Annotated in this window: 22 protein-coding genes; 5 read left to right on the forward strand and 17 right to left on the reverse strand. The window is 62.2% G+C overall.

Annotated features, from left to right (window positions below; all coding sequences use genetic code 11):
• Positions 1 to 40: 40 nt before the first annotated feature.
• The 4 genes from ubiD to trxA all read right to left on the reverse strand — a co-directional run bounded on the left by ubiD (position 41) and on the right by trxA (position 4,454).
• Positions 41 to 1,510, reverse strand: a complete 1,470-nt coding sequence (gene ubiD, locus PG881_RS19505) for a 4-hydroxy-3-polyprenylbenzoate decarboxylase (RefSeq protein WP_011704131.1) — start codon at positions 1,508 to 1,510, stop codon at positions 41 to 43.
• 30 nt (positions 1,511 to 1,540) lie between these two features.
• Positions 1,541 to 2,548 carry a hypothetical protein gene (locus PG881_RS19510; RefSeq protein WP_270802251.1) on the reverse strand — a complete coding sequence of 336 codons (1,008 nt, stop codon included), beginning with the start codon at positions 2,546 to 2,548 and terminating at the stop codon, positions 1,541 to 1,543.
• Positions 2,549 to 2,654: 106 nt separating this feature from the next.
• The gene (gene rho / locus PG881_RS19515) at positions 2,655 to 3,920 is read right to left on the reverse strand and encodes a transcription termination factor Rho (RefSeq protein ID WP_005307308.1); all 1,266 of its coding nucleotides are present in this window, start codon (positions 3,918 to 3,920) and stop codon (positions 2,655 to 2,657) included.
• 207 nt (positions 3,921 to 4,127) lie between these two features.
• On the reverse strand, positions 4,128 to 4,454 hold the full coding sequence (gene trxA / locus PG881_RS19520) for a thioredoxin TrxA (RefSeq protein WP_005307306.1): 327 nt from the start codon (positions 4,452 to 4,454) through the stop codon (positions 4,128 to 4,130).
• 113 nt (positions 4,455 to 4,567) lie between these two features.
• Between trxA and rhlB the strand changes: the two genes are divergently transcribed.
• The 4 genes from rhlB to PG881_RS19540 all read left to right on the forward strand — a co-directional run bounded on the left by rhlB (position 4,568) and on the right by PG881_RS19540 (position 8,842).
• Positions 4,568 to 5,857 (forward strand): ATP-dependent RNA helicase RhlB, encoded by a 1,290-nt coding sequence (gene rhlB, locus PG881_RS19525; RefSeq protein ID WP_270802252.1) that lies wholly within the window; start codon positions 4,568 to 4,570, stop codon positions 5,855 to 5,857.
• 14 nt (positions 5,858 to 5,871) lie between these two features.
• On the forward strand, positions 5,872 to 7,362 hold the full coding sequence (gene gppA, locus PG881_RS19530; protein ID WP_016348957.1) for a guanosine-5'-triphosphate,3'-diphosphate diphosphatase: 1,491 nt from the start codon (positions 5,872 to 5,874) through the stop codon (positions 7,360 to 7,362).
• Between the two features lie 205 nt (positions 7,363 to 7,567).
• Positions 7,568 to 8,548: a DUF4382 domain-containing protein gene (locus PG881_RS19535; protein WP_270802253.1), complete on the forward strand. Its 981-nt coding sequence runs from the start codon at positions 7,568 to 7,570 to the stop codon at positions 8,546 to 8,548.
• A 24-nt stretch (positions 8,549 to 8,572) separates the two neighbouring features.
• Positions 8,573 to 8,842, forward strand: a complete 270-nt coding sequence (locus PG881_RS19540) for a Rho-binding antiterminator (protein ID WP_043165731.1) — start codon at positions 8,573 to 8,575, stop codon at positions 8,840 to 8,842.
• A gap of 59 nt (positions 8,843 to 8,901) precedes the next feature.
• Here PG881_RS19540 and PG881_RS19545 read toward each other — a convergent pair whose 3' ends face one another.
• From PG881_RS19545 to PG881_RS19605, 13 genes are all read right to left on the reverse strand, one after another.
• On the reverse strand, positions 8,902 to 9,648 hold the full coding sequence (locus PG881_RS19545; protein ID WP_270802257.1) for a class I SAM-dependent methyltransferase: 747 nt from the start codon (positions 9,646 to 9,648) through the stop codon (positions 8,902 to 8,904).
• Positions 9,649 to 9,742: 94 nt separating this feature from the next.
• Entirely contained in the window at positions 9,743 to 12,286 is a 2,544-nt protein-coding gene (locus PG881_RS19550; RefSeq protein WP_017410822.1) for a putative bifunctional diguanylate cyclase/phosphodiesterase, read from the reverse strand.
• Between the two features lie 204 nt (positions 12,287 to 12,490).
• Positions 12,491 to 14,533 carry an oligopeptidase A gene (gene prlC / locus PG881_RS19555; protein WP_270802261.1) on the reverse strand — a complete coding sequence of 681 codons (2,043 nt, stop codon included), beginning with the start codon at positions 14,531 to 14,533 and terminating at the stop codon, positions 12,491 to 12,493.
• Between the two features lie 222 nt (positions 14,534 to 14,755).
• Positions 14,756 to 15,775 (reverse strand): porphobilinogen synthase, encoded by a 1,020-nt coding sequence (gene hemB / locus PG881_RS19560; protein WP_024945496.1) that lies wholly within the window; start codon positions 15,773 to 15,775, stop codon positions 14,756 to 14,758.
• Positions 15,776 to 15,778: 3 nt separating this feature from the next.
• Complete coding sequence (locus tag PG881_RS19565) at positions 15,779 to 16,564, reverse strand: TatD family hydrolase (protein WP_270802263.1); 786 nt, start codon at positions 16,562 to 16,564, stop codon at positions 15,779 to 15,781.
• 111 nt (positions 16,565 to 16,675) lie between these two features.
• Complete coding sequence (gene tatC, locus PG881_RS19570) at positions 16,676 to 17,431, reverse strand: twin-arginine translocase subunit TatC (protein ID WP_011704121.1); 756 nt, start codon at positions 17,429 to 17,431, stop codon at positions 16,676 to 16,678.
• Positions 17,428 to 17,871 (reverse strand): Sec-independent protein translocase protein TatB, encoded by a 444-nt coding sequence (gene tatB, locus PG881_RS19575; RefSeq protein WP_270802265.1) that lies wholly within the window; start codon positions 17,869 to 17,871, stop codon positions 17,428 to 17,430. Before tatB ends, tatC begins: the two co-directional genes overlap by 4 nt.
• Before the next feature lie 3 nt (positions 17,872 to 17,874).
• On the reverse strand, positions 17,875 to 18,123 hold the full coding sequence (tatA, locus tag PG881_RS19580) for a Sec-independent protein translocase subunit TatA (RefSeq protein WP_011704119.1): 249 nt from the start codon (positions 18,121 to 18,123) through the stop codon (positions 17,875 to 17,877).
• Between the two features lie 40 nt (positions 18,124 to 18,163).
• Positions 18,164 to 19,804 (reverse strand): ubiquinone biosynthesis regulatory protein kinase UbiB, encoded by a 1,641-nt coding sequence (gene ubiB / locus PG881_RS19585; protein ID WP_011704118.1) that lies wholly within the window; start codon positions 19,802 to 19,804, stop codon positions 18,164 to 18,166.
• Positions 19,804 to 20,412: a ubiquinone biosynthesis accessory factor UbiJ gene (locus PG881_RS19590; RefSeq protein WP_270802267.1), complete on the reverse strand. Its 609-nt coding sequence runs from the start codon at positions 20,410 to 20,412 to the stop codon at positions 19,804 to 19,806. The genes ubiB and PG881_RS19590 overlap by 1 nt, the downstream gene beginning before the upstream one ends.
• Before the next feature lie 8 nt (positions 20,413 to 20,420).
• Positions 20,421 to 21,173, reverse strand: a complete 753-nt coding sequence (gene ubiE, locus PG881_RS19595) for a bifunctional demethylmenaquinone methyltransferase/2-methoxy-6-polyprenyl-1,4-benzoquinol methylase UbiE (protein ID WP_270802269.1) — start codon at positions 21,171 to 21,173, stop codon at positions 20,421 to 20,423.
• A 65-nt stretch (positions 21,174 to 21,238) separates the two neighbouring features.
• Positions 21,239 to 21,616, reverse strand: coding sequence for a fluoride efflux transporter CrcB (gene crcB / locus PG881_RS19600; protein WP_016348946.1), 378 nt, complete (start codon positions 21,614 to 21,616; stop codon positions 21,239 to 21,241).
• Between the two features lie 87 nt (positions 21,617 to 21,703).
• Positions 21,704 to 22,969, reverse strand: a complete 1,266-nt coding sequence (locus PG881_RS19605; protein ID WP_270802271.1) for a cytosine deaminase — start codon at positions 22,967 to 22,969, stop codon at positions 21,704 to 21,706.
• 93 nt (positions 22,970 to 23,062) lie between these two features.
• On the opposite strand from PG881_RS19605, the gene PG881_RS19610 reads away from it, so the two are divergent.
• Positions 23,063 to 23,317, forward strand: coding sequence for a hypothetical protein (locus PG881_RS19610; RefSeq protein ID WP_016348944.1), 255 nt, complete (start codon positions 23,063 to 23,065; stop codon positions 23,315 to 23,317).
• Positions 23,318 to 23,440: the final 123 nt, after the last annotated feature.

Here is a 23,440-nt window from a genome sequence, read left to right on the forward strand (position 1 = left end):
CCGGCCAGGCGGCATGGCCCGTCGGGCCTGCCGCCGCTCATCAGCCGAGAATGTTCAGCTCGTCCCAGAGGGCATCGATCTTCTGCTTCACCGCCTCGTCCTGGACGATGGGCTGGCCCCACTCGCGATTGGTCTCCCCCGGCCACTTGTTGGTGGCATCCAGCCCCATCTTGGAGCCAAGGCCGGAGACCGGCGAGGCGAAGTCCAGGTAGTCGATCGGGGTGTGCTCGATCAGGGTGGTGTCACGGGCCGGGTCCATCCGGGTGGTGATGGCCCAGATCACGTCCTTCCAGTCGCGGGCATTGATGTCGTCGTCACAGACGATCACGAACTTGGTGTACATGAACTGGCGCAGGAAGGACCAGACCCCCAGCATCACCCGCTTGGCGTGGCCAGGGTAGCGCTTCTTGATGGTCACCACCGCCATCCGGTAGGAGCACCCCTCCGGCGGCAGGTAGAAGTCCACGATCTCGGGGAACTGCTTCTGCAACAGCGGCACGAACACCTCGTTGAGCGCCACCCCGAGCACCGCCGGCTCATCGGGCGGACGACCTGTGTAGGTGCTGTGATAGATGGCATCCTTGCGCATCGTCATGTGGGTGATGGTAAAGACCGGGAACTCATCCACCTCGTTGTAGTAGCCGGTGTGATCGCCATAAGGCCCTTCGGGGGCCATCTCGCCCGGCTCCAGATAGCCTTCCAGCACGATCTCGGCGCTGGCGGGCACCTCCAGATCGCAGCTGACGGCCTTCACCACCTCGGTGCGGCTGCCGCGCAGCAGACCGGCAAAGGCGTATTCGGAGAGGGTATCCGGCACCGGCGTCACCGCGCCGAGGATGGTCGCCGGATCGGCACCGAGCGCCACCACCACCGGGAAGCGCTCACCCGGGTGGGCCTCCTGCCACTCGCGAAAATCGATGGCACCGCCGCGGTGATCCAGCCAGCGCATGATCAGCTTGTTCTTGCCGATCTTCTGCTGGCGATAGATGCCGAGGTTCTGCCGCTTCTTGTAGGGGCCGCGGGTGATGGTCAGACCCCAGGTCACCAGCGGAGCCACGTCGCCGGGCCAGCAGTGCTGGATCGGGATCTGGTCCAGATCGACTGCTTCTCCCTCCAGCACCCGCTGCTGACAGGGGGCAGAGGAGAGCCGCTTGGTCGGCATGTTGAGCACCTGCTTGAAGATCGGCAGCTTCTCCATCAGCTCCTTGAAGCCACGGGGCGGCTCCGGCTCCTTCAGGTAGGAGAGCCAGATCCCCACCTGGCGCAGGGCGGCCACGTTGGGCTGGCCCATGCCCATGGCGACCCGATCCGGGGTGCCGAACAGGTTGGTCAGCACCGGCATGGTGTAACCCTTGGGATTTTCAAACAGCAGGGCAGGCCCGCCCGCCCGCAGGGTGCGGTCGCTGATCTCGGTCATCTCCAGATAGGGGTCTATCTCGCGGCTGATGCGCTTGAGTTGTCCGCTTTGTTCCAGCTGCGCGATGAAATCACGCAAATCCTTGTATTTCATGCAGGTACCCTGTGTTCAGGCGATGCCGCATTATAACCCTGGGCGGGCGGTGGGTGTACCCGAATCAGGCAGCATCACCGGACTCGCATGGCGCTTTTCCTGCCGGGTCAGCCGATCGGCAAGCTGGGCCAGCAGCCTGGGTTCGTCCATCTGCAGCAGCAGGCTGGCCACCTGACCGCTATATTGGCGATTGCCCAGCTCCGCCAGCAGGAACTGCTGGGCCGTGTCCGGCAGCGGCGAAAGTTGACTGAGTTGCTGCAGAGCGGGCAGCTTGAGACGGGCATTGCGACTGGCGGCAATCAGCAGATCGCTGGCCGCCTGGCCCTGATGAAAACGGCTCACGCTGGCGAGCGCGGCCACGCTGTCGTGATCCACCGGTTGATGCCACAGCTTCTGATAGAGGGCGCTGTCACCGGTACGCTCGGCCAGCAGCCGCAGCAGCCGGTTGTCGGGCAGGAAGATGCTCATGGCGGCCAGCGTGTGCGCCTCCCGTTGCAGGAGCGGAAGCGGCTGCCGATCGAGTACGGTAAGTAGCGCCTGCTGCTGCTGGGCCAAATCAGGATTGCGGCTGTTGTAGATCTGCTTGAACTCGAACGTGCCCTCTTCCAGCTGCTGGCGATAGTTGTCCTGCCAGGCCTGCTGCTGCCAGCGGCTCAACACCTGCCGCGCGGCGGCGGCAAAGTCGTAGGCGGGTTGCTGCACCAGAAAGCCGTCCACCTCTTTGTCCACCAGCCAGCTGGGGGCCTTGAACGACTGGGCGCGCACCCAGGCCAGCAGTTGTGGACTGGTGGCCCTGGGCTGGCTATTGAGGGTAGCCAGCAGCTGGCACAACAGATACTCCCGCTGCCCCACAGCCAGGGAGTCCAGCAGGGTGTCGATGGCGGCAAACTGCCCCAGCTGCAGCCGGTCGGTCAGATAGTCAAGGTGACCCTGCAGCCCCTCGTCGGCCACCAGTGCCGTCCGGGGAGGCTGCGTCTCGGCAGCCCCGACCGGCAGCACCAGCAGCCAGCTCAGCAATATCAGGAGTACATGCTTCATGACGTCCCTATCCTTGTGACATCGAGGTTTCATACTACTCAGGCGACCGTAAAATAGATAAACAAAAACCGCGACCTGGGCCGCGGTTTGATGATTTTCGAGTCGGTTACTTCTGCTGGCGCCGCATGGCGTCGAAGAACTCGTCGTTGGTCTTGGTCATGGCCAACTTGTCGATCAGGAACTCGATGCCGTCGATCTCGCCCATCGGGTGCACAATCTTGCGCAGGATCCACATCTTCTGCAGCTCGTCGCCGGTAGTCAGCAGCTCTTCCTTGCGGGTGCCGGAGCGAGTGATGTCGATGGCCGGGTAGACGCGCTTCTCGGCAATCTTGCGCGAGAGGTGCAGCTCCATGTTGCCGGTACCCTTGAACTCTTCGTAGATGACTTCATCCATCTTGGAGCCGGTATCGATCAGTGCGGTGGCGATGATGGTCAGGCTGCCGCCCTCTTCAACATTGCGCGCAGCACCGAAGAAGCGCTTCGGACGGTGCAGGGCGTTGGCGTCCACACCACCGGTCAGTACCTTGCCGGATGACGGGATGACGGTGTTGTAGGCACGGGCCAGACGGGTGATGGAGTCCAGCAGGATCACCACGTCCTTCTTGTGCTCGACCAGGCGCTTGGCCTTCTCGATCACCATCTCGGCGACCTGGACGTGACGGGAAGCCGGCTCGTCGAAGGTGGAGGCGATCACTTCACCCTTCACCATGCGCTGCATCTCGGTCACTTCTTCCGGACGCTCGTCGATCAGCAGGACGATCAGTTCGCAGTCAGGGTGGTTGTAGGCGATGCTCTGGGCGATGTTCTGCAGCAGCATGGTCTTACCGGCCTTGGGCGGTGCGACGATGAGGCCGCGCTGGCCTTTACCGATCGGGGAGGCCAGATCCAGTACGCGGGCGGTAATGTCTTCGGTGGAACCGTTGCCACGCTCCATGCGCAGACGCTCGTTGGCGTGCAGCGGAGTGAGGTTTTCAAACAGGATCTTGTTGCGGGAGTTTTCCGGACGGTCGTAGTTGACCTCATTGACCTTGAGCAGCGCGAAGTAACGTTCGCCCTCTTTCGGCGGCCGGATCTTGCCGGAGATGGTATCGCCGGTGCGCAGGTTGAAACGGCGGATCTGGCTCGGGGAGACATAGATGTCGTCCGGGCCGGCCAGGTAGGAGCCGTCTGCACTACGCAGGAAGCCGAAACCATCGGTCAGGATTTCCAGCACACCGTCGCCAAAGATATCCTCGCCACCCTTGGCGTGCGCCTTGAGGATCGCGAAAATAATGTCTTTCTTGTGCGCCCGAGCCAGATTTTCCAACCCCATGGATTCGCCAAGCTGTACCAGCTCGGACACAGGAGTGTTCTTTAATTCAGTCAGATTCATAGTGGTGAAAGTCTGTAAGCAAGGATTGAAATGAGGAGACAGTCTGCTGGATTGATGCTGATCGGATTTGATTTGCCAGGCTGATGTGTGAGCAAAGAGTCAGGCAAAAAGGTTAGCAAACGAGCGATAAATTAGCACCAATCGGGGTGAGCGTCTAGGTGATAAAACAGAAGGAGCGCATTATTGCAATGCGCTCCTCTTTGATTATTACAGGTTACCGTCCAGGAACTCTTTCAGCTGAGTCTTGGACAGGGCACCGACCTTGGTCGCTGCCACTTCGCCATTCTTGAACAGCAAGAGGGTCGGAATACCACGAATGCCATACTTGGGCGGAGTGTCGGCGTTATGGTCGATGTTCAATTTCGCCACGGTCACACGACCGGCATACTCTTGGGCGACTTCGTTCAGGATCGGGGCAATCATCTTGCACGGACCACACCATTCGGCCCAGAAGTCGACCAGAACGGCGCCATCGGCTTTGATTACATCTGCCTCGAAGCTGGCATCGCTCAGCTGAACAATCTTGTCACTCATCTCCAACTCCAGTCAGTAATTAAGGCTTTATTGACGTATCAACAAAGGCAATAGTTGCCCTATTTGAAATGATCCTGTTTATTATTGCAAGCCTAACCTGATAACCTACCGCCATGAGCAAAACACATTTAACGACCGACAAATTCGCCCAAATGGGCCTCGAACCCGAAGTTCTGGCTGGTCTGGAATCAAAGGGATTTCACTATTGCACCCCCATCCAGGCACTGTCTCTGCCACTGCTGGTAGAAGGTCATGACCTCGCCGGTCAGGCCCAGACAGGGACCGGCAAAACCCTTGCCTTCCTGGCCGCCACCTTCAACTATTTGTTGACCCATCCGCTGACCAAGCCGCGCCTCATCAACCAGCCGCGCGCCATCATCATGGCCCCGACCCGGGAGCTGGCGGTCCAGATCTACAACGACGCGGAGAGCATGTCCGCCTCGACCGGCCTCAAGCTCGGCCTCGCCTACGGTGGCGAAGGGTACGACAAGCAGCTGGCCGTGCTGGAGCAGGGTGTCGACATCCTGATCGGCACCACCGGCCGCATCATTGACTACTTCAAGTCCAAGGTCATCGATCTGAGCAATATTCAGGTCGTGGTACTGGACGAAGCGGATCGCATGTTCGATCTCGGCTTCATCAAGGACATCCGTTTCCTGTTCCGCCGCATGCCGCCCGCCACCGAGCGTCTGAGCATGCTGTTCTCCGCCACCCTCTCCCTGCGCGTGCAGGAGCTGGCCTACGAACACATGAACCAACCGGAACATGTACAGATCGAGCCGGAGCAGATGACCGGCGTGCGGATCAAGGAGGAGCTGTTCTACCCCTCCAACGAAGACAAGATGTTGCTGCTGCTCTCCCTGATGGAAGAGGAGTGGCCGGAGAAAGCCATCGTCTTCGCCAACACCAAGCACGTCTGTGAAGACGTTCACGCCTGGCTGGAGAATGACGGCCACCGCGTCGGCCTGCTGACCGGTGACGTGCCGCAGAAGAAGCGGATGAAGATCCTGGAAGACTTCACCAAGGGCACGGTCGACATCCTGGTTGCCACCGACGTGGCCGCCCGCGGTCTGCACATCCCGGACGTGACCCACGTCTTCAACTATGACCTGCCCGACGACGCCGAAGACTACGTACACCGCATCGGTCGTACCGGTCGTGCCGGCAAGAGCGGTCACTCCATCAGCTTGGCCTGTGAAGACTATGCCTTCAACCTGCCGGCCATCGAGGAGTACATCCACCACCCGATCCCGGTCAGCAAGTATGACCGCGAGGCGTTGCTGGATGACGTGACCGCACCGAAGCGGGTGTTCCGCAACCGTCAGCCGGTGAACCGCAACATGCGTGATCGCCAGGGCGGTGGCAACAGCAACAACCGCCGTCGTCCGCCCCGCAAGAGCTGAAAGGACTGGCCCAGTTGCACAACTCGCCGCTCTATGCCGCCATCGACCTCGGCTCCAACAGCTTTCATATGCTGGTGGTGCGCGAGGTCGCCGGTGCCCTGCGCACCGTCACCAAGGTCAAGCGCAAGGTTCGCCTCGCCGCCGGGCTCGATCCGGAGTTTCGTCTCAGCCGTGCCGCCATGGAGCGGGGCTGGGACTGCCTGCGCCTGTTCTCCGAACAGTTGCAGGACATTCCGGCCGACAACATCCGGGTAGTGGGCACCGCCACCCTGCGCCTTGCCACCAACGTCGACGAGTTCCTCAGCGAAGCGGAACGGGTGCTCAACCACAGCATCGAGATCATCTCGGGCGAGGAAGAGGCCAAGACCATCTATGAGGGGGTCTCCTGGACCTCGGCCGGGGAAGGCAACCGGCTGGTGATCGACATCGGCGGCGCCAGTACCGAGCTGGTGATCGGCGAGCACAGCGAAGCGAAACTGCTCAACAGCCTGCACATGGGCTGCGTCACCTGGCTCAACAACCACTTCGGTGACGGCGAGCTCTCCGAGGCCCGCTTCAAGCAGGCCATCGCGGCCGCCAAGGCAGTGCTGGAGAAGGTGGCGGAAGATTATCGTGCGCTCGGCTGGCGTACCTGTGTCGGTGCCTCCGGCACGGTGCAGGCGCTGCAGGAGATCATGCTGGCACAAGGGAAGAGCGAGCGGGTCACCCTGCCCAAGCTCCAGGAGCTGATGGGTCAGGCCATCGCCTGCGGCAAGCTCGACCAGCTGCAGCTGGAAGGACTGGCGGCCGAACGGCTGACCGTGTTCCCCTCCGGTCTCGCCATCCTGATCGCCATCTTCGAAACCCTCAACATCGAGAGCATGACCCTGGCGGGTGGTGCCCTGCGCGAAGGGCTGATCTACGGCCTGCTCGGCAACAATCACGACTGTGATGCCCGCGATCGCACCGCCGACAGCCTGATCAATCGCTACCAGCTGGACAAGGAGCACGCCGAACGGGTGCGCGACACCGCCGTCGAGGCGTTCAACCAGCTGCAGCCGGCCTGGCGACTCTCGAAACGCTACGGGCGCCCGATCCTGCGCTACGCGGCCCTGCTGCACGAGATTGGCCTCTGCATCGAGTACAAGAAGGCGCCGCAACACGCCGCCTACATCATCGACAACATCGACATGCCTGGCTTTACCCCGGCTCAGAAGAAGCTGTTGTCGGCCCTGCTGTTCAACCAGCGGGACGAATTCAAGCTGGAACCGCTGGAAAAGCAGGGTGCCGTCACCGGTCGCCAGGCGATCCGGCTGGCCCGCATCCTGCGCATCGCGCTGATCCTCTGCATGCGCCGCACCCAGGGCACAGTGCCCCGCTTCACCCTCGAAGCCGATGAAGATGCGCTGACCCTGACCCTGCCGAGCGGCTGGCTGGACGAGCACTACCTGCGCGCCAGCGAACTGCGTTTCGAGGTGGAACGCCAGCAGAAGATGGGCTGGCCCACCCGGCTGCTGGAAGCCTGATTGGGCCTCGCCCAATCAGTGCACCAAACCACCAGCCCCGCCGTTCCGACAATCTCTTTCGCGGCCATGACTGGCGCCGTTCAAAGCTGACCCTTGATTTCATTGGGCTGGCGCACCGGGCTCGTCCTTTTCACGCAAGCAGCCACCACCACCATTGCCACCGCTCGACTAGAGTAGGGTTGTCTTCACAACCGGAATGGACGCCATGAAACCCTTGACCCTGATCGGCCTGACCGCCCTGCTCACCGCCTGTGGCGGCGGAGGCGGCGGCGACAACAACAGCCCGCAACAGGCCCAGCTGTCGCTGGCCTTCTCCGACGCCCCGGTGGATGCCGTCAGCAAGGTCTGCATCGCCGTCGCCAACATCAGCATCCACCCCGTCGCCGGTACCGAGCAGAGCTGGACCACCGCCAGTTTTCTCACCTCGGCCCAGGACGATGGCTGCACCCCGAGCGGCGAGACTATCCCGCTCGACAGTGCGGGCCGGCCGCTGTTCACCTACATCGACCTGCTGCACTACCAGGGTTCCATCAGCCGCCCGCTGCTGGCCAGCCAGAGCGTGGTGCCCGGCGACTACAGCCAGATGCGGCTGCGGGTGCTGGACGGACGAGAGGTTGCCAACCAGTTTCTGGACGGTACCCCCTACTCCTACGTCAAACGGGATGATGGGGTGATCAAGCCGCTGGAGGTGCCCAGCAGCGAACTCAAGCTGGATGCCTTTACTATCGCCGCCAACGGCCTCAGCGCCTTCACCACCGAGTTCGACCTGCGCCAGGCCATGGTGCTGCCGGGCCACGAGCAGTACTACAAGCTCAAGCCCAGAGGGGTGCGGCTGGTGAACAACACCCAGGTCACCACCGTCAAGGGCACGGTCGCGGCCGGGCTGTGCGGCGGCCAGCTGACCGACAAGGCCTTCGTCTACTTCTACCAGCCCAGAAGCGATGACAACTACCCCGACATGGCAGACAACGACAACGGCTTCTATGCCAGCGCGCCCGTGTTGCCGCAAAGCGGTGGCGGCTTTGGTTACGAACTGGGATTTGTTAATCTCGGCAGCTACGATCTGGCGCTGGTCTGCAATGGCAACGAGGACGATCCGGCGCTGGCCGGCGACCCGCTGCAACTGGAACAGGTGCAGAAAGCCCAGGCGGTGGTGGCGCCCACCACCAGCATCAACTTCCAGTAACCGTCGACCAGAGGGCACCCGCACATGAGCACCTATCAACCCATCAGTTGCGATCTTTACGACTGGCTGGAGATCGCCGCCAGCTGGCAGCTGCCGGTCACCCTCACCGGCCGAGATGGCCGCCAGTGGGCGGACAGGATCCGCACCATCGAGGCCAGAGCAGGGGTCGAGTACCTGCTGCTGCACGGTGGCGAGCGACTGAGCCTGGCGGAGCTGGCCACCATGGCGCTCAGCTGGCAGGGGGAGGAAAAGCTCATCCGCTTTGCTCCGCCGGCCCCAGCCGACGGCCAATAGATGGCAAGAGGGCCAACCCCGCCGGGTTGGCCCTCTTCTTTTACCCCTCGCGTGCGGCGTTATCCCGCCAGCGCCGCCATCACGTAGACATCGAAGCGGTTGCTCTTGGTCTCGATGGCCATGCTCGGCTTGTGCTCGTTGAGCCAGCCGGCGTAGTCCGGCCGTTTCACCACAACCCGCTTGTCCGCCATGGCGAGCGCCGCCGGCAGCAGGGCATCGGCGTCAAGATCCGGCCCCACCAGCGACTGAAACACCCGCATCTCTTTTTTCACCAGCGCAGACTTCTGCTTGTGGGGGAACATGGGGTCGAGGTAGATGACGTCGGGCCGCTCGGTCAGCCCCAGCAAGGTCTCCACCGCCGGGCCATGCAGCAACTGCATCCGCTCGCGCACCCAGGGGCCGATCTCGGGGTCCAGCGCCGCCCGCACCAGCCCGTCCTGCAACAGGGCGGCCACCACGGGGCTGCGCTCGATCATGGTCACCTTGCAGCCGAGGGAGGCGAGCACGAAGGCATCGCGTCCAAGCCCGGCAGTGGCATCCACCACACTCGGCATGGCACCCGCTTTGAGCCCCACCGCCTTGGCGATGGACTGGCCACGGCCGCCGCCGAACTTGCGGCGATGGGCGACCGCCCCTTCGACAAAGTCCACGTAGACCGCCCCCAGCTTGGGCTCGTCCAGCTTGCGCAGCTCCAGCCGCGCCGCGGTGAACACCAGGGCAAACTGGGGAAGGTCGGTCTGGCCGAGCTGGCTGGCCAGGGCTTCGGCCTGGGCCGCCTTGGCGGGGTCTTCGAGGAGGATCTGCATGGTATCGACTGTGTGGCGGTATCAGTGGGCGGAGTGTACCACAGCCCCCGAAGGTCGCTGTAGGGGCTCCGGCCGAAGGAGAGGGGCGGAGGGGCTAGCTGGTCTGCAGGAACATGCTCTTGTCGTTGAGCTGCAGGTACTCGGTGAGGTCGTCGTAGGCCAGCGGCCGGCTCAGCAGATAACCCTGCGTGAAGGCGCACCCCTTCTGGCAGAGGAAGTTGAGCTGCTCGCGAGTCTCCACCCCCTCGATCACCACCTGCATGCCGAGGTTGTGCACTATGTTGATGATGCCGTCCAGCAGCAGCCGGTCCTGTTCATTGAACGGGATGTGGCGCACGAAGGCCCGGTCGATCTTGACCAGGTCCACCGGGAAGTTGCGCAGATAGTTGAGCGCCGAGTAGCCGGTGCCGAAGTCGTCGATGGCCAGCTTGCAGCCCGCCTCGCGCAGGGCATCGATCCGCACCCTGTGCTGATCGCTGGTCTCCATCAGCAGGGACTCGGTGATCTCGATGACGATGTCCGCCGGGTCCAGCCCGAAGTGGTGGATCACCTTGAGCCACTCGCTCGCCTCCGGATCTATGGTCTGGAACTCCAGGGTGGAGCGATTGATCGACATCTGCAGATCCGGGAAGCCCGATTGCTGCAGCCGCGCCAGATCCCGGCACGACTGCCACAGCACCAGCGCCCCCAGCCCCTGGATGAGCCCCGCCTCCTCCGCCAGCGGGATGAAGTCCGCCGGCGACACCTGGCCCCAGTGCGGGTGATACCAGCGCACCAGCGCCTCCAGCTTGGCGACCCGGCCACTGCGGTTGTCCCAGATCGGCTGGTAGGCCATGGTCAACTGCTCGAGCTTGATCGCCTCCGCCAAGTCCTGCTGCATCTGGTGGCGCTGGCGCACCTCTTCGCGCATGGAGGCACAGTAGCTGCCGAGCAGCCGTCCCTGCCGCTTGGCGGCAAACAGCGCCTGCTCGGCGTTGCGCAGCAGCTCGTCGCTCTCCAGACCATCGCCCGGGCAGAGGGTGATGCCGATGGTGGCCGTCACGTAGAGGTGCTGGTTGGCGAGCATGAAGGGACGGGCGAAGCCGCCGATCACCTGCTTGGCAAACACCTCGGCCTGACGACGGTTGACGATGCCCGGCACCAGGAAGGCGAACTCGTCGCCGCCGATGCGGGCCACCAGGTCCTCGGTGCGCACCCGACTCACCAGCCGATCCGACACCTCCCGCAGCAGGGCGTCACCGGCGTGGTGATCCATGCTGTTGTTGACCGCCTTGAAGTTGTTGAGGTCGAGCACCATGAGCGCGAAGCGCTCGCCCCGCTCGCAGAAGCGGCTGAGGCAGCGGCCGAACAGCCAGCGGTTGGGCAGCCCGGTGAGGTTGTCGTAGTTGGCCTGGGCGGCGATCTTCTGCTCCGCCAGCTTGGTCTGGGAGAGGTCGCTGAAGATGGCGATGTACTGGCTGATCCGCCCCCCTTCCCGCAGGGTGCTGATCATCAGCTGCTGGGGGTAGAGCTTGCCGTTCTTGCGCTTGTTCCACACCTCGCCACGCCACACCCCCACCCGCTCCAGCGCGTGGTACATGTCGGCGTAGAAGGCCTGATCGTGCAGCCCGGACTTGAGCATGCTGGGCCGCTGGCCGCACACTTCCTCCTCGCTGTAACCGGTGATCTGCTCGAATGCCGGGTTGACCGAGATGATGCGGCTGTCGGCATCGCACACCAGGATCGCCTCGGAGAGATTGTCATAGACCCGGTGGGAGAGCTTGAGCTGTTCGGCGTGGCGCTTGAGGGGATCTATGTTCTCCAGCACCACCATCAGGTAGTCGGGCTGCAGCTGATCGTCCCGCACCAGGGTGACGGTGACCCGCCCCCACAGCACCTGACCGTCCCGGTGCAGGTAGCGCTTCTCCTGGGTGAAGGCGGTGCGCTCGCCGCGCTTGAGCTCTTCATAGCAGGCGGCGCTGCGCAGCCAGTCTTCCGGGTGATTGAGCTCGGCGGCGGTGCGGTGCAGCAGCTCGCTCTGGCTGTAGCCCAGCATCTTTTCGATGGCCGGGTTGGTCCAGAGGATCTTGCCGTTCAAATCGAGCTTGCCGATCCCGACCGGGGCATGGGACATCATGGTGTGCAGAAAATCGTGGTACTCGGGCTGGGGCGGTGCCGGCTGTTGCAGCATCAGCGCCAGTTCACGCCCGGCCAGCGGGGCCAGCAGGCGCAACAGGCCCATCACCTTGTCCATGTTGGTGAGCGGCCGCTTGAACAGCACGCTGCAGATACCGACCGTCTCCCCCTGGGCACTCTTGAGGGCGATGCCGGCATAGGCCTGGATGTGCCAGGCCTGCAACACAGCGGCATGGGGAAACAGCTGCTGTACCCGATCGCTGAACCAGGTCTCTCCCTCCTGCAGGGTGATCTCCCCCAGGGTGGCGCTGACCGGAAAGCTGAAGTTGGTGGTGTCGAGAGACGCGGGGTGGGCAGCGTGTACCTTGAAAGAGAGCCCCGCTTGATCCCTGCCTGAAATCAGGACGAAGTCGGCCCCGACCGCTGCTGCGATTTCACTCACAAAGGTATCGAAATATCCCTGACCACTCGAATGAGACAGACTTGAGATGATTTGATAGACAGACTCGAGTGCTCGCCTCATGGCAAGGTTCTTTCTCTCCTTGGAAGGTAGGACCCGACTCTACTGAAGAGCCGGGGACAGTGCAAACATGCTATCCGCAAGATATTAAAAAGCCTTGAGAAAAGGGACCAAAAGGTCCCTTTTTATCTCAAAAATCACGCTGTGATCCCACTATGTGGCAAAACTGTACCTGCTTGAAGCTCACGCCAGCCGGGGCCCGCAAACTCACGCAGCAATCCCGCTGTGACGGAGCAGCGCATCCACCTGAGGCTCGCGGCCACGGAAGGCTCGGAACAGCTCCATCGGCTCCTTGGAGCCACCCTTTTCCAGGATGTTCTTCAGGAAGGACTGGCCGGTGGCCGGGTTGAAGATCCCCTCCTCCTCGAAGCGGGAGAAGGCATCCGCAGAGAGCACCTCGGCCCACTTGTAGCTGTAGTAGCCCGCCGCATAACCGCCGGCGAAGATGTGGGAGAAGCTGTGCTGGAAGCGGTTGAAAGCCGGCGGTGTCATCACCGCCACCTGGCTGCGCACCTCATCCAGCAGCGCCGGGATCTGATCCGCGCTGGCCGGGTCAAACTCCTGGTGCAGACGGAAGTCGAACAGGGCGAACTCCAGCTGGCGCAGCATCTGCATCGCCGCCTGGAAGTTGCGGGCAGTCAGCATCTTCTCCAGCAGATCGGCAGGCAGCGGCTCGCCGGTCTCGTGATGGCCGGAGATGAAGGCCAGCGCCTCGGACTCCCAGCACCAGTTCTCGAGGAACTGGCTCGGCAGCTCCACCGCGTCCCAGGCCACGCCGTTGATGCCGGCCACGCCGGCCACGTCGATGCGGGTCAGCATGTGGTGAATGCCGTGGCCGAACTCGTGGAACAGGGTGACCACTTCGTTGTGGGTGAACAGGGCGGGTTTGCCATCAACCGGACCGTTGAAGTTGCAGGTCAGGTAGGCCACCGGCTTTTGCAAGGATCCATCCTGACGGTAGCGACGACCCAGGCAGACGTCCATCCAGGCGCCGCCCTGCTTGTGCTCGCGGGCATAGAGGTCGAGGTAGAAGCTGCCGCGCAGCTCCTCCTCGGCGTCGAAGATGTCGTAGAAGCGCACGTCCGGGTGCCAGGTGTCGATGCCGAGGCGCTCGCGCACCTTCATGCCGAACACCCGCTTGACCACCTCGAACAGCCCCTTCACCACCTTGCTGGCGGGGAAGTAGGGGCGCAACTGCTCGTCGGAGATGGAGAACTTGTGCTGCTTGAGCTTCTCGGCGTAGTAGGCGAGATCCCAGGCGGCCAGCTCGCTCTGACCATGTTGCTCGGCGGCGAAGGCGCGGATCTCTTCGAGCTCGGCCTTGCCTTGCGGCAGGGACTTGGCCGCCAGATCGGTGAGGAAGTTCACCACCTGCTCGGGCTTGTCCGCCATCTTGGTGGCCAGGGAGAGCTCAGCGTAGTTGGCAAAGCCGAGCAGCTGGGCCAGCTCGCGGCGCAGGGCAAGCAGCTCGGTCATGATGGCGGAGTTGTCCCACTTGCCGGCGTTGGGGCCCTGATCCGAGGCACGGGTGGTGAAGGCCTCATACAGCTCGGCGCGCAGCGCGCGGTTGTCGGCATACATCATCACTGGCAGGTAGGAGGGGATGTCCAGGGTGAACAGCCAGCCCTCCTTGCCCTTCAGCTCGGCCAGCTGGCGGGCGGCGGCCTGTGCGCTCTGCGGCAAACCAGCCAGCTCGGCCTCGTCGGTCACCAGCTTGCTCCAGCCCTGGGTCGCATCCAGCACGTTGTTGCTGAAACGGGAGGCCAGCTCGGAGAGGCGGGCCTGGATCTCGCCGTAGCGCTGCTGCGCCTCGGCGGGCAGGCCGATGCCGGACAAGCGAAAATCGCGCAGGGTATTCTGGATCTCCTTGCGCTGGGCGCCGCTCAGCAGCGGGAAGTCGTCGCTCTCGGCCAGTTCGCGATAGGCCTGATAGAGCCCCTCGTGCTGGCCGACATAGGTCTGGAATTCAGACAGCAGCGGCAGGCAGGCGTCGTGGGCCGCGCGCAGCGCTTCGCTGTTGAGTACGGAGTTCAGGTGACTGACCGGCGACCAGATCCGCGCCAGGCGGTCGTTGACCTCTTCCAGCGGGGCGATCAGGCTGTCCCAGGTGTGGGGGTCGCGCTGGGCCAGCACATCGCTGATCTTCTGTTTGCAATCGGCGATGGCCTGCGTCACGGCAGGCTGGACCTGATCGGGCTGGATCTGGCTGAAAGGGGGCAGCGAGTCCATTGTCAGCAAAGGGTTGTTCATCCTGCGATACCTCTAAATTCTCTACAGCCCCTGCCGTCCAGAAGCTTGCTTGGACTACCTAAGATGTAGGCAGAAACCTCATTAATCAAGCCTTTGCCTGCCATAGCGCGGCCTGTTGTCCACTTTTCGCCGAGATCTGCTCATTAAAACGACGATCCGGATGCCAAAGACGACAATGCCGGCCCAAGGGCCGGCATTGTGGGTGACATCAGGCAGGATGCATCAGCGTCTGGCGTCTTCCTGCAGCCACTGGGCAGCCCGCTTGGCGAAGTAGGTGAGGATGCCGTCGGCACCGGCCCGCTTGAAGCAGAGCAGGGACTCCATGATGCTCTCCTTCTCCTTCAGCCAGCCGTTCTGGATGGCCGCCATGTGCATGGCATACTCGCCGCTCACCTGATAGGCGAAGGTCGGCACGCCGAACTGATCCTTCACCTGGCGGATCACGTCCAGATAAGGCATGCCCGGCTTGACCATCACGCTGTCGGCCCCTTCCTGGATATCCAGCGCCACCTCGTGCAAGGCTTCGTTGCTGTTGGCCGGATCCATCTGGTAGGTGGCCTTGTTGCTCTTGCCGAGGTTGCCGGCAGAGCCCACCGCATCGCGGAACGGGCCGTAGTAGCAGGAGGCGTACTTGGCGGAGTAGGCCATGATCTGGGTGTTAATGAAGCCGTTCTCTTCCAGCGCCGCGCGGATGGCGCCGATGCGGCCATCCATCATGTCGGACGGCGCGACGATATCGACCCCGGCAGCGGCGTGGGAGAGCGCCTGTTTCACCAGGATCTCGGTGGTGATGTCGTTCAGCACATAGCCTTCGTCATCGATGATGCCGTCCTGACCATGGGTGGTGAACGGATCGAGCGCCACGTCGGTGATAACCCCCAGCTCCGGGAAGCTTGCCTTGAGGGCGCGCGTTGCCCGCTGGGCCAGCCCGTCCGGGTTGTAGGCCTCTTCCGCCAGCAGACTCTTCTGCTCCAGCGGGGTGACCGGGAACAGGGCGATAGCCGGCACGCCCAGCGCAACCAGCTCGGCAGCCTCTTTCAGCAGCAGATCGATGGAGAGCCTGTCCACCCCCGGCATGGAGGTGACGGCCTCACGACGGTTCTCCCCCTCCAGCACGAACACGGGATAGATGAGATCGTTGGCGGTCAGTACGTTCTCGCGCACCAGACGACGGCTGAAATCATGTTTGCGCACCCGGCGCAGACGGCGACCCGGAAAGGCGCCTGGAAGAGTTGTAGCCATGAATCACTCCTGAAGAGGAAGTTGGAAGAACGCGGCGGAGGTGGCCCGGGTGTGGGCCAGCAAGGCCTCGGGCGCTTCACCACGGCAGGCCGCCACCACCTGGGCGATGTGCGGCAAAAAAGCGGGTTCGTTGCGTTTTGGTCTGGGCTTCAGATCCCGCGGCACCAGATAGGGAGCATCGGTCTCGATCATCAGCCGGCCAGCCGGAATGCGGGCCACCTGCTCGCGCAGCAGCTGGCCGCGACGCTCGTCGCACAGCCAGCCGGTCACCCCGATATGCAGCCCCAGCGCCAGACACTGGTCCAGCTCCTCGTCGGAGCCGGTGAAGCAGTGCAGCACGGCCCCCGGCAGCTTGGGCAGCCAGGGGCGCAGGATTTCGATGAAACGGGCGTGAGCATCGCGGCAGTGGAGAAACACCGGCATCCCGAGCTCGGCGGCCAGCGCCAGCTGGGCGTCGAATACCGCGTCCTGCACCGGACGGGGCGAGAAGTCGCGATTGTAGTCGAGCCCGCACTCACCGATGGCCACCACCTGTGGCAGCGCCGCCAGCTCGCGCAGGGCGGGCAGGGTCACCTCATCGACGCTTTTGGCATCGTGGGGGTGGACCCCGGCGGTGGAGAAACAGTAACCCGGCCAGCGGGCGGCAAGGGTGGCGCTCTCGCGGCTGCCGACCAGATCGGTGCCGGTCAGGATCAGCGCCTCCACCCCGGTGGCGCGGGCGCGGGCCACCAGATCGGCCTGTTCATCGGCAAACTGGTTGCTGGTCAGGTTTACACCTATGTCGATCATGGGGTCAGCGGGTCCGAACAAAAGGAAGACATATCAGGTATTTGAAAACCATCTACTCAATGGGGCCTTACCATACGCCTCGAACGGGAGCATGAAAAGAGGAAGGGAGCCTTAGCTCCCCTCTTCAGTCTGTTCCTGCTTCTCTTCGCTCTCTTCTTTCACGTAGAAGCGGGCGAAGAACAGACCTATCTCCCACAAGCCCCACATGGGGATCGCGAGCAGGGTCTGGGAAAAGACATCGGGCGGCGTCAACAGCATGCCGACCACGAACACCCCGACGATGACGTAGGGACGCTTCTCCCGCAGGCTCTTGGGACTGGTCACCCCGGTCCAGCACAGCAGTATGGTGGCCACCGGAATTTCGAACGCCACCCCGAACGCGAAGAACAGGGTCAGTACGAAGTCCAGATAGCTGGCGATGTCGGTCGCCACCGTCACCCCGGCGGGCGCGGTGCTGGTGAAGAAACCGAACACCAGCGGGAACACCACGTAGTAGGCGAACGCCATGCCGGCATAGAACAGCACGGCACTGGAGGCGACCAGCGGCATGATCAGGCGCCGTTCATGCTGGTACAGACCGGGGGCGATGAAGGCCCAGGCCTGATAGAGCAGATAGGGGATCGCCACAAAGAAGGAGACCACCAGGGTCAGCTTGATCGGCGTCAGGAAGGGGGTCGCCACATCCGTCGCTATCATGCTGGTCCCTTCCGGCAACTGACTCAGCAGCGGCTGGGCCACGAAGTCGTAGATGTTGTTGGAGAAGTAGATCAGCGCGATGAACACCAGCAGGATGGCCGAGATGGAGCGCAGCAGGCGCGTTCTCAGCTCGACCAGATGGCTGATCAGGGGTTGTTCGGCCTGACTCATGGCTTCACCTCCCCTTGTTTGGCGCTCGGCTGGGCACTTGCGGCGGGGATCACGGTAGGCTCCTCATCAGGTGTCGCCACACTGACGGGGGCTGCGGGCTCCTCCTTCACCTCGGCGGCGGCCGGCGCTGGCTGGATGGTATTTTGTTGTTCGTATGGACGGGTCACCGATTGTGCGGCCGTTTTCAGCTGCTCGATAGACTCCTGCAGCTCGGGGCTCAGGTTGTTCATCTGCAACTGTTCGGCCTTCTTCAGGTCGTTGTGCAGATCCTGCAACTTGAGCTCCTGCTCCAGCTCGGCCTTGACCGAGTTGGCGGTGCTGCGGATCAGTCTGATCCAGTGGCTGGCGGTACGGATCGCCACGGGCAGCCGCTCGGGGCCGAGCACCACCAGGGCGACGACACCAATGACAACCAGCTCCCAGAAACCGATATCGAACATGGCTTAGGCCTGATCTTTATCTTTCTGCTTGGCAGCATCGCTAGGCTGACCGGCCGCTTCATTCAGCTGTTTCGGCGGAAACTCGGCATCCTTCTGCTCGGACTTGGTCTCCGGCTCGTCGGACAGCGCCTTCTTGAAGCCCTTGACCGCGGCGCCCAGATCACCGCCGATGCCGCGCAGTTTCTTGGTACCGAACAGCAGCACGACGATGACTGCGATGATCAACAATTGCCAAATACTGATACCACCCATGACTTTCTCTCCAGAACAGGCGCCTGCTGGCGCAGTTTATTTAATGAGAACGGGTTCGCAACCAACCCAGCAGCCAGCATAACCCGGCGCCGGCGAGGCTGATTTGTCCCCACTCAATATGTTGTTTTTGGGTCAGCAAGAATACACCGGCCAATAGCAGGCTGGCTCCAACCCCTAAGAGGTAGCGAGCCTGACCCTGGCGGCGACTGTGCCGGCGAAAATCGGCAAACATCTGGTCGAAGTGGCGCTGCTGATGACGGGTCTGGCGCAGGGTCTCGTAGACCAGCTCCGGCAGTTCCGGCAGCTTTTCCGCCCAGAATGGCGCCTTCTCCTTGATGGCATTCCACACCGCCTTGGGTCCCACCTGCTGGTACATCCAGTTTTCCAGATAGGGCTTGGCGGTCTGCCACAAATCGAGCTGCGGGTAGAGCTGGCGACCCAGCCCCTCCACATAGAGCAGGGTCTTCTGCAGCAACACCAGCTGCGGCTGCACCTGCATGTTGAAGCGGCGCGCGGTGTTGAACAGGTTGAGCAGCACGTGGCCGAACGAGATCTCGGACAGCGGCTTCTCGAAGATGGGCTCCAGCACGGTGCGGATGGCGAACTCGAACTCGTCCACCTTGGTATCGGGCGGCACCCAGCCGGACTCCACGTGCAACTCGGCCACCCGGCGGTAGTCACGGTTGAAGAAGGCGAGGAAGTTCTCGGCCAGGTAGCGCTTGTCTTCCCGGTTGAGGGTGCCGACGATACCGCAGTCAATGCCGATCCAGAGTGGGTTTTCCGGATGTTCGTAGGAGACGAAGATGTTGCCCGGGTGCATGTCGGCGTGGAAGAAGCTGTCGCGGAATACCTGGGTGAAGAACACCTCCACCCCGCGCTCGGCCAGCAGCTTCATGTTGGTGCCGTTGGCCTCCAGCGCCGCAATGTCGGAGACCGGAATGCCGTAGATCCGCTCCATCACCAGCACCTGCTCGCGGCAGTGCTCGGTGAACACCTCGGGCACGTAGAGCGCCTCGGAGCCGGTGAAGTTGCGGCGCAGCTGGATGGCGTTGGCCGCCTCCCGCATCAGGTTGAGCTCGTCGAGGATGGTCTTGCGATACTCTTCCACCACCTCGATGGGGCGCAGTCGTCCGCTCTGGGGCACGAAACGGGCCACCAGACGGGCCAGCGCCTGCATCAGCCGCAGGTCGGCCTCGATGACCGGCTCGATGTCGGGACGGATCACCTTGATGACGATCTCGCGGCCGTTTTCCTTCAGCCGGGCGGTATGCACCTGGGCGATGGAGGCCGACGCCAGCGGTGTCTCGTCGAAATCGTCAAACAGGGTCTCGATGGTGCAACCCAGGCTCGCCTCGATCTGGCGGCGGGCCGCCTGACCACAGAAGGGGGGCACCCTGTCCTGCAGCAGTGCCAGCTCCTCGGCGATGTCCGGCGGCAGCAGATCGCGCCGGGTCGAAAGCATCTGACCGAATTTGATGAAGATGGGGCCGAGCGCCTCGAAGGCGAGCCGGATGCGGGCACCGCGATTCAGCCCCTGACGTTTGTTCTTGAGCCAGAACAGGCTGCGACGGGCCAGCCGGCCGGGCCAGGGCTGGTAACGGGCGGGCACCAGCTCGTCGATGCCTTGCTCCAGCAGGATGCTGATGATGCGATAGAGGCGCTTGAACTCCTTCGGGGTCATCAGGCTACCTGCTGCTCGAAGCGGGCCAGCCGCAGCTCGACCGCTTTCATCTGCTGGGCCAGCAACTCAACATCGTCGTTGAAGCTGGCCACTTCCAGCGGACCCGGCGCAAGCCGGATCTCTTCGGTCAGGTATTCGGCCAGCTGACGCTGGCTGCGGCACAATTCACGTCCCAGCAGCCGGCGTGCCTGACTGGCACCGCGCAGCAGGGTGTGGGCCAGCACATCGCCGGTATAACGGGACAGCTCCTCTTCCCAGTCGATATTCAGCTCGCCCAACAACACGCTGAACGCCTGCACCAGCTGAGGGTCGCCGCTCAGATCCAGCTTCTCCTCGCGGATGTAGCGGGTCAGGGCGGAGGGATCCTTGAGCAGGCCGAGCGCGGTCAGGGAGAGGCTCAGCACCGCATCGGCCTCCCCTTCGAATTTGGCCAGCACATCCAGCCGGCGCTCGGAGAAGACAAACCAGAGTGGCTTGAGCTCGCGCAGCTCCAGCTTGAGTACCTTGCCCGTCAATTTGCGCAGCCGCTCCGGACTCTGCTTGTCGAGCGTCAGCAGCTGGTTGAGGCTGGTTTCGATCACCGCGGTGACCATGGCATCCATCGGCATAGGCGACCTTAAAACTTGTAACCGCGGTGCAGGGCGACCACGCCCTGGGTCAGGTTGTAAAACTCAACCTGCTCGAAACCGACATTCTCCATCATGCCTGCCAGAGTCTGCTGATCCGGATGCATGCGGATCGACTCCGCCAGGTATTTGTAGCTTTCGCTGTCGTTCGCAACGATTTCGCCCATTTTCGGCAGCAGTTTGAAGGAGTAGAGATCGTACAGCTTGGCGATCACTTCGCTGACCGGCTTGGAGAACTCCAGCACCAGCAGGCGGCCACCCGGCTTGAGCACCCGGAACATGGAGGCGAGCGCCTTGTCCTTGTCGGTGACGTTGCGCAGGCCGAAGCCGATGGTGATGACGTCGAAATGGTTGTCAGGGAACGGGAGCGCCTCGGCATTGGCCTGTACGTAGGAGACGTTGTTGGCCACTCCCTGATTGCGCAGCTTGTCGCGGCCCACCTTGAGCATGGAGTCGTTGATGTCCGCCAGCACCACCTGACCGGTCTCGCCGACGATGCGGGAGAACTTGGCGGTCAGATCGCCGGTACCACCGGCCAGATCCAGCACCTTCTGACCCTTGCGTACGCCGGAGCAGTCGATGGTGAAGCGCTTCCACAGGCGGTGGATGCCGAACGACATCAGATCGTTCATCAGATCATACTTGGCTGCCACCGAATGGAAGACGCCGGCGACCAGGGTTTCCTTCTCGGTCGAGGCCACGGTTTTAAAGCCAAAATGCGTTGTCGTAGTCTGTTCTGACATCCCTTAAACACCCATAGAGCAAAGAATGGCCGCCAGTTTACCAGAGCCAATGGCGTGCGGACACCTTAAACCCGGCTGGCGACCAACTGCATCCCCAGCACTACCATGGCCAGACAGAGAAACAGGTTGAGGCCGATATTGAGGGCGGCTTTCAGATAGGCCCCCTGCTGGGCCAGTACCACGGTATCCAGCGCAAAGGAGGAGAAGGTAGTCAGGGCGCCGAGGATACCCACCATCAGCAGCGGTTTCAGCGGGTGCTCCACCACATGACCATGGCTGATCAGCGCAAAGGCAATGCCCATGATGAAGGAGCCGACCACGTTGACCATCAGGGTGCCATAGGGGAAATGACGTCCCAACAGCAGCGCCATCAGTTCGGCGATACCAAAGCGCAGACAGGCGCCGATGGCCCCGCCGGCGGCAACATATAACCAGGTTTGCATGGGAGCACGCCTCCATAGTATCGGGCCGACATTATGCAAAATGTCAGGCCCGGGGGACAGCAGGGCAATTAATCGACATCGCCCGCATCAACGGTGAAAGTCGACCGGCTCGACCTGAGCGAGATGAATCGAGGTGCGGGATGGCGTGGTTTGCGCAATCACCCGGCCACCACGAACGGAGTAACGCACCGCCACCTGGCGGCGCACCGCATCAAAGCCGTTCTCGGCGGGCAGGATCAGCAGGTTGGCCGGTTTGCCCACCTCGATGCCGCAGCGATCCTGCACGTTCAGGGTGCGTGCACTGTGGCTGCTGATCAGCTTGAGGCTGTCGTTGATCTGCTCGTAGCCCATGATCTGGCAGACATGCAGCCCCATGTGCAGCACCTGCAGCATGTTGGCGGTGCCCATGGGATACCAGGGATCGAACACGTCGTCATGGCCGAAACAGACATTGATGTTGGCTTCCAGCATCTCTTTCACCCGGGTGATGCCGCGACGCTTGGGATAGCTGTCGAAGCGCCCCTGCAGGTGGATGTTCACCAGCGGGTTGGCGACGAAGTTGATATCTGCCATCTTCAGCAGCCGGAACAGGCGCGACGCATAGGCGCCGTTATAGGAGTGCATGGCGGTAGTGTGGCTGGCGGTCACCCGCTGGCCCATGCCGCGCTCGTAGGCCAGGGTCGCCAGCGTCTCGATGAAGCGGGACTGCTCGTCATCGATCTCGTCGCAGTGCACATCCACCAGAACCTGATACTTCTCGGCAAGATCGAACACGTAGTGCAGACTTTCGACCCCGTATTCCCGAGTGAACTCGAAATGGGGAATGGCGCCTATCACGTCGGCGCCCAGCTTGAGAGCCTCTTCAAGCAACACCTTGCCGTTGGGGTAGGAGAGGATCCCCTCCTGTGGGAAGGCCACTATCTGCAGATCCACCCACTCCTTCATTTCCTCCCGCACCTCCAGCATCGCCTTCAGGGCGACCAGGTTGGGGTCGGAGACATCCACGTGGGTACGGACGAACTGGATGCCGTTGGCGATCTGCCACTTCAGCGTCTGGATAGCCCGCTGCTTCACATCCTCGTGGGTCAGCAGTGCCTTGCGCTCGGCCCAGCGTTCGATCCCCTCGAACAGGGTGCCGGAGAGATTCCAGCTCGGCTCACCGGCCGTCTGGGTGGTATCAAGATGGATGTGAGGCTCGATAAAAGGGGCGATGGCGAGCCCCTCCTCACCATCAAGCTCATGGGCTGCGAGCAGATGGGTGCTCATGGGTTCGATGGCACGGATCAGGCCATCCTGGCAGAGGATCTGCCACATCCCCTCCCTGCCGACCAGACGCAGGTTCTTTATCAGCATGTTTTTGCTTCCTTTTTTCAAACACCAACGGCTTTTTCAATCCACAACTTAGCTTGGATCAATTTGATAGAAAAGCGTTCATATTGAATACATATGAGATTGTTACTATTGATAAACAGCAACAATAAAAGGGAGTTGATTGGGATGAAAGCAGGATTGACCGAGATCGGCAGCGCAGGCTTGTTTCACGAGTATCTGCAGACACTGGGTATCAACAAGCCACCCTTGACGTCGATCGACAAGCAGTGGGAATACACCCGCAATGAACGACTGGTGGCAGCCATTCAGATAGAAGCCTCAGGACAGGCTCGGTTCTATCTCGATGCCAGGCAGATTTCGGTAAACTGAGAAAAGCGGATACAAAAAAGCCTCCCGATTGGGAGGCTTTAATATTTAATGGTGCTGATACCCAGAGTCGAACTGGGGACCTCATCCTTACCAAGGATGCGCTCTACCAACTGAGCCATATCA

Origin of the sequence: Aeromonas sp. QDB54 (assembly GCF_027707385.1) — a bacterium.
Lineage (GTDB): Bacteria > Pseudomonadota > Gammaproteobacteria > Enterobacterales > Aeromonadaceae > Aeromonas > Aeromonas hydrophila.

What these genes read in the sequence shown, in the direction of transcription:
- ubiD (WP_011704131.1), bottom strand. Translation starts at nt 1,510, where the DNA reads ATGAAATACAAGGATTTGCGTGATTTCATCGCGCAGCTGGAACAAAGC.
- PG881_RS19510 (WP_270802251.1), bottom strand. Translation starts at nt 2,548, where the DNA reads ATGAAGCATGTACTCCTGATATTGCTGAGCTGGCTGCTGGTGCTGCCG.
- rho (WP_005307308.1), bottom strand. Translation starts at nt 3,920, where the DNA reads ATGAATCTGACTGAATTAAAGAACACTCCTGTGTCCGAGCTGGTACAG.
- trxA (WP_005307306.1), bottom strand. Translation starts at nt 4,454, where the DNA reads ATGAGTGACAAGATTGTTCAGCTGAGCGATGCCAGCTTCGAGGCAGAT.
- rhlB (WP_270802252.1), top strand. Translation starts at nt 4,568, where the DNA reads ATGAGCAAAACACATTTAACGACCGACAAATTCGCCCAAATGGGCCTC.
- PG881_RS19535 (WP_270802253.1), top strand. Translation starts at nt 7,568, where the DNA reads ATGAAACCCTTGACCCTGATCGGCCTGACCGCCCTGCTCACCGCCTGT.
- PG881_RS19540 (WP_043165731.1), top strand. Translation starts at nt 8,573, where the DNA reads ATGAGCACCTATCAACCCATCAGTTGCGATCTTTACGACTGGCTGGAG.
- PG881_RS19545 (WP_270802257.1), bottom strand. Translation starts at nt 9,648, where the DNA reads ATGCAGATCCTCCTCGAAGACCCCGCCAAGGCGGCCCAGGCCGAAGCC.
- PG881_RS19550 (WP_017410822.1), bottom strand. Translation starts at nt 12,286, where the DNA reads ATGAGGCGAGCACTCGAGTCTGTCTATCAAATCATCTCAAGTCTGTCT.
- prlC (WP_270802261.1), bottom strand. Translation starts at nt 14,533, where the DNA reads ATGAACAACCCTTTGCTGACAATGGACTCGCTGCCCCCTTTCAGCCAG.
- hemB (WP_024945496.1), bottom strand. Translation starts at nt 15,775, where the DNA reads ATGGCTACAACTCTTCCAGGCGCCTTTCCGGGTCGCCGTCTGCGCCGG.
- PG881_RS19565 (WP_270802263.1), bottom strand. Translation starts at nt 16,564, where the DNA reads ATGATCGACATAGGTGTAAACCTGACCAGCAACCAGTTTGCCGATGAA.
- tatC (WP_011704121.1), bottom strand. Translation starts at nt 17,431, where the DNA reads ATGAGTCAGGCCGAACAACCCCTGATCAGCCATCTGGTCGAGCTGAGA.
- tatB (WP_270802265.1), bottom strand. Translation starts at nt 17,871, where the DNA reads ATGTTCGATATCGGTTTCTGGGAGCTGGTTGTCATTGGTGTCGTCGCC.
- tatA (WP_011704119.1), bottom strand. Translation starts at nt 18,123, where the DNA reads ATGGGTGGTATCAGTATTTGGCAATTGTTGATCATCGCAGTCATCGTC.
- ubiB (WP_011704118.1), bottom strand. Translation starts at nt 19,804, where the DNA reads ATGACCCCGAAGGAGTTCAAGCGCCTCTATCGCATCATCAGCATCCTG.
- PG881_RS19590 (WP_270802267.1), bottom strand. Translation starts at nt 20,412, where the DNA reads ATGCCGATGGATGCCATGGTCACCGCGGTGATCGAAACCAGCCTCAAC.
- ubiE (WP_270802269.1), bottom strand. Translation starts at nt 21,173, where the DNA reads ATGTCAGAACAGACTACGACAACGCATTTTGGCTTTAAAACCGTGGCC.
- crcB (WP_016348946.1), bottom strand. Translation starts at nt 21,616, where the DNA reads ATGCAAACCTGGTTATATGTTGCCGCCGGCGGGGCCATCGGCGCCTGT.
- PG881_RS19605 (WP_270802271.1), bottom strand. Translation starts at nt 22,969, where the DNA reads ATGCTGATAAAGAACCTGCGTCTGGTCGGCAGGGAGGGGATGTGGCAG.
- PG881_RS19610 (WP_016348944.1), top strand. Translation starts at nt 23,063, where the DNA reads ATGAGATTGTTACTATTGATAAACAGCAACAATAAAAGGGAGTTGATT.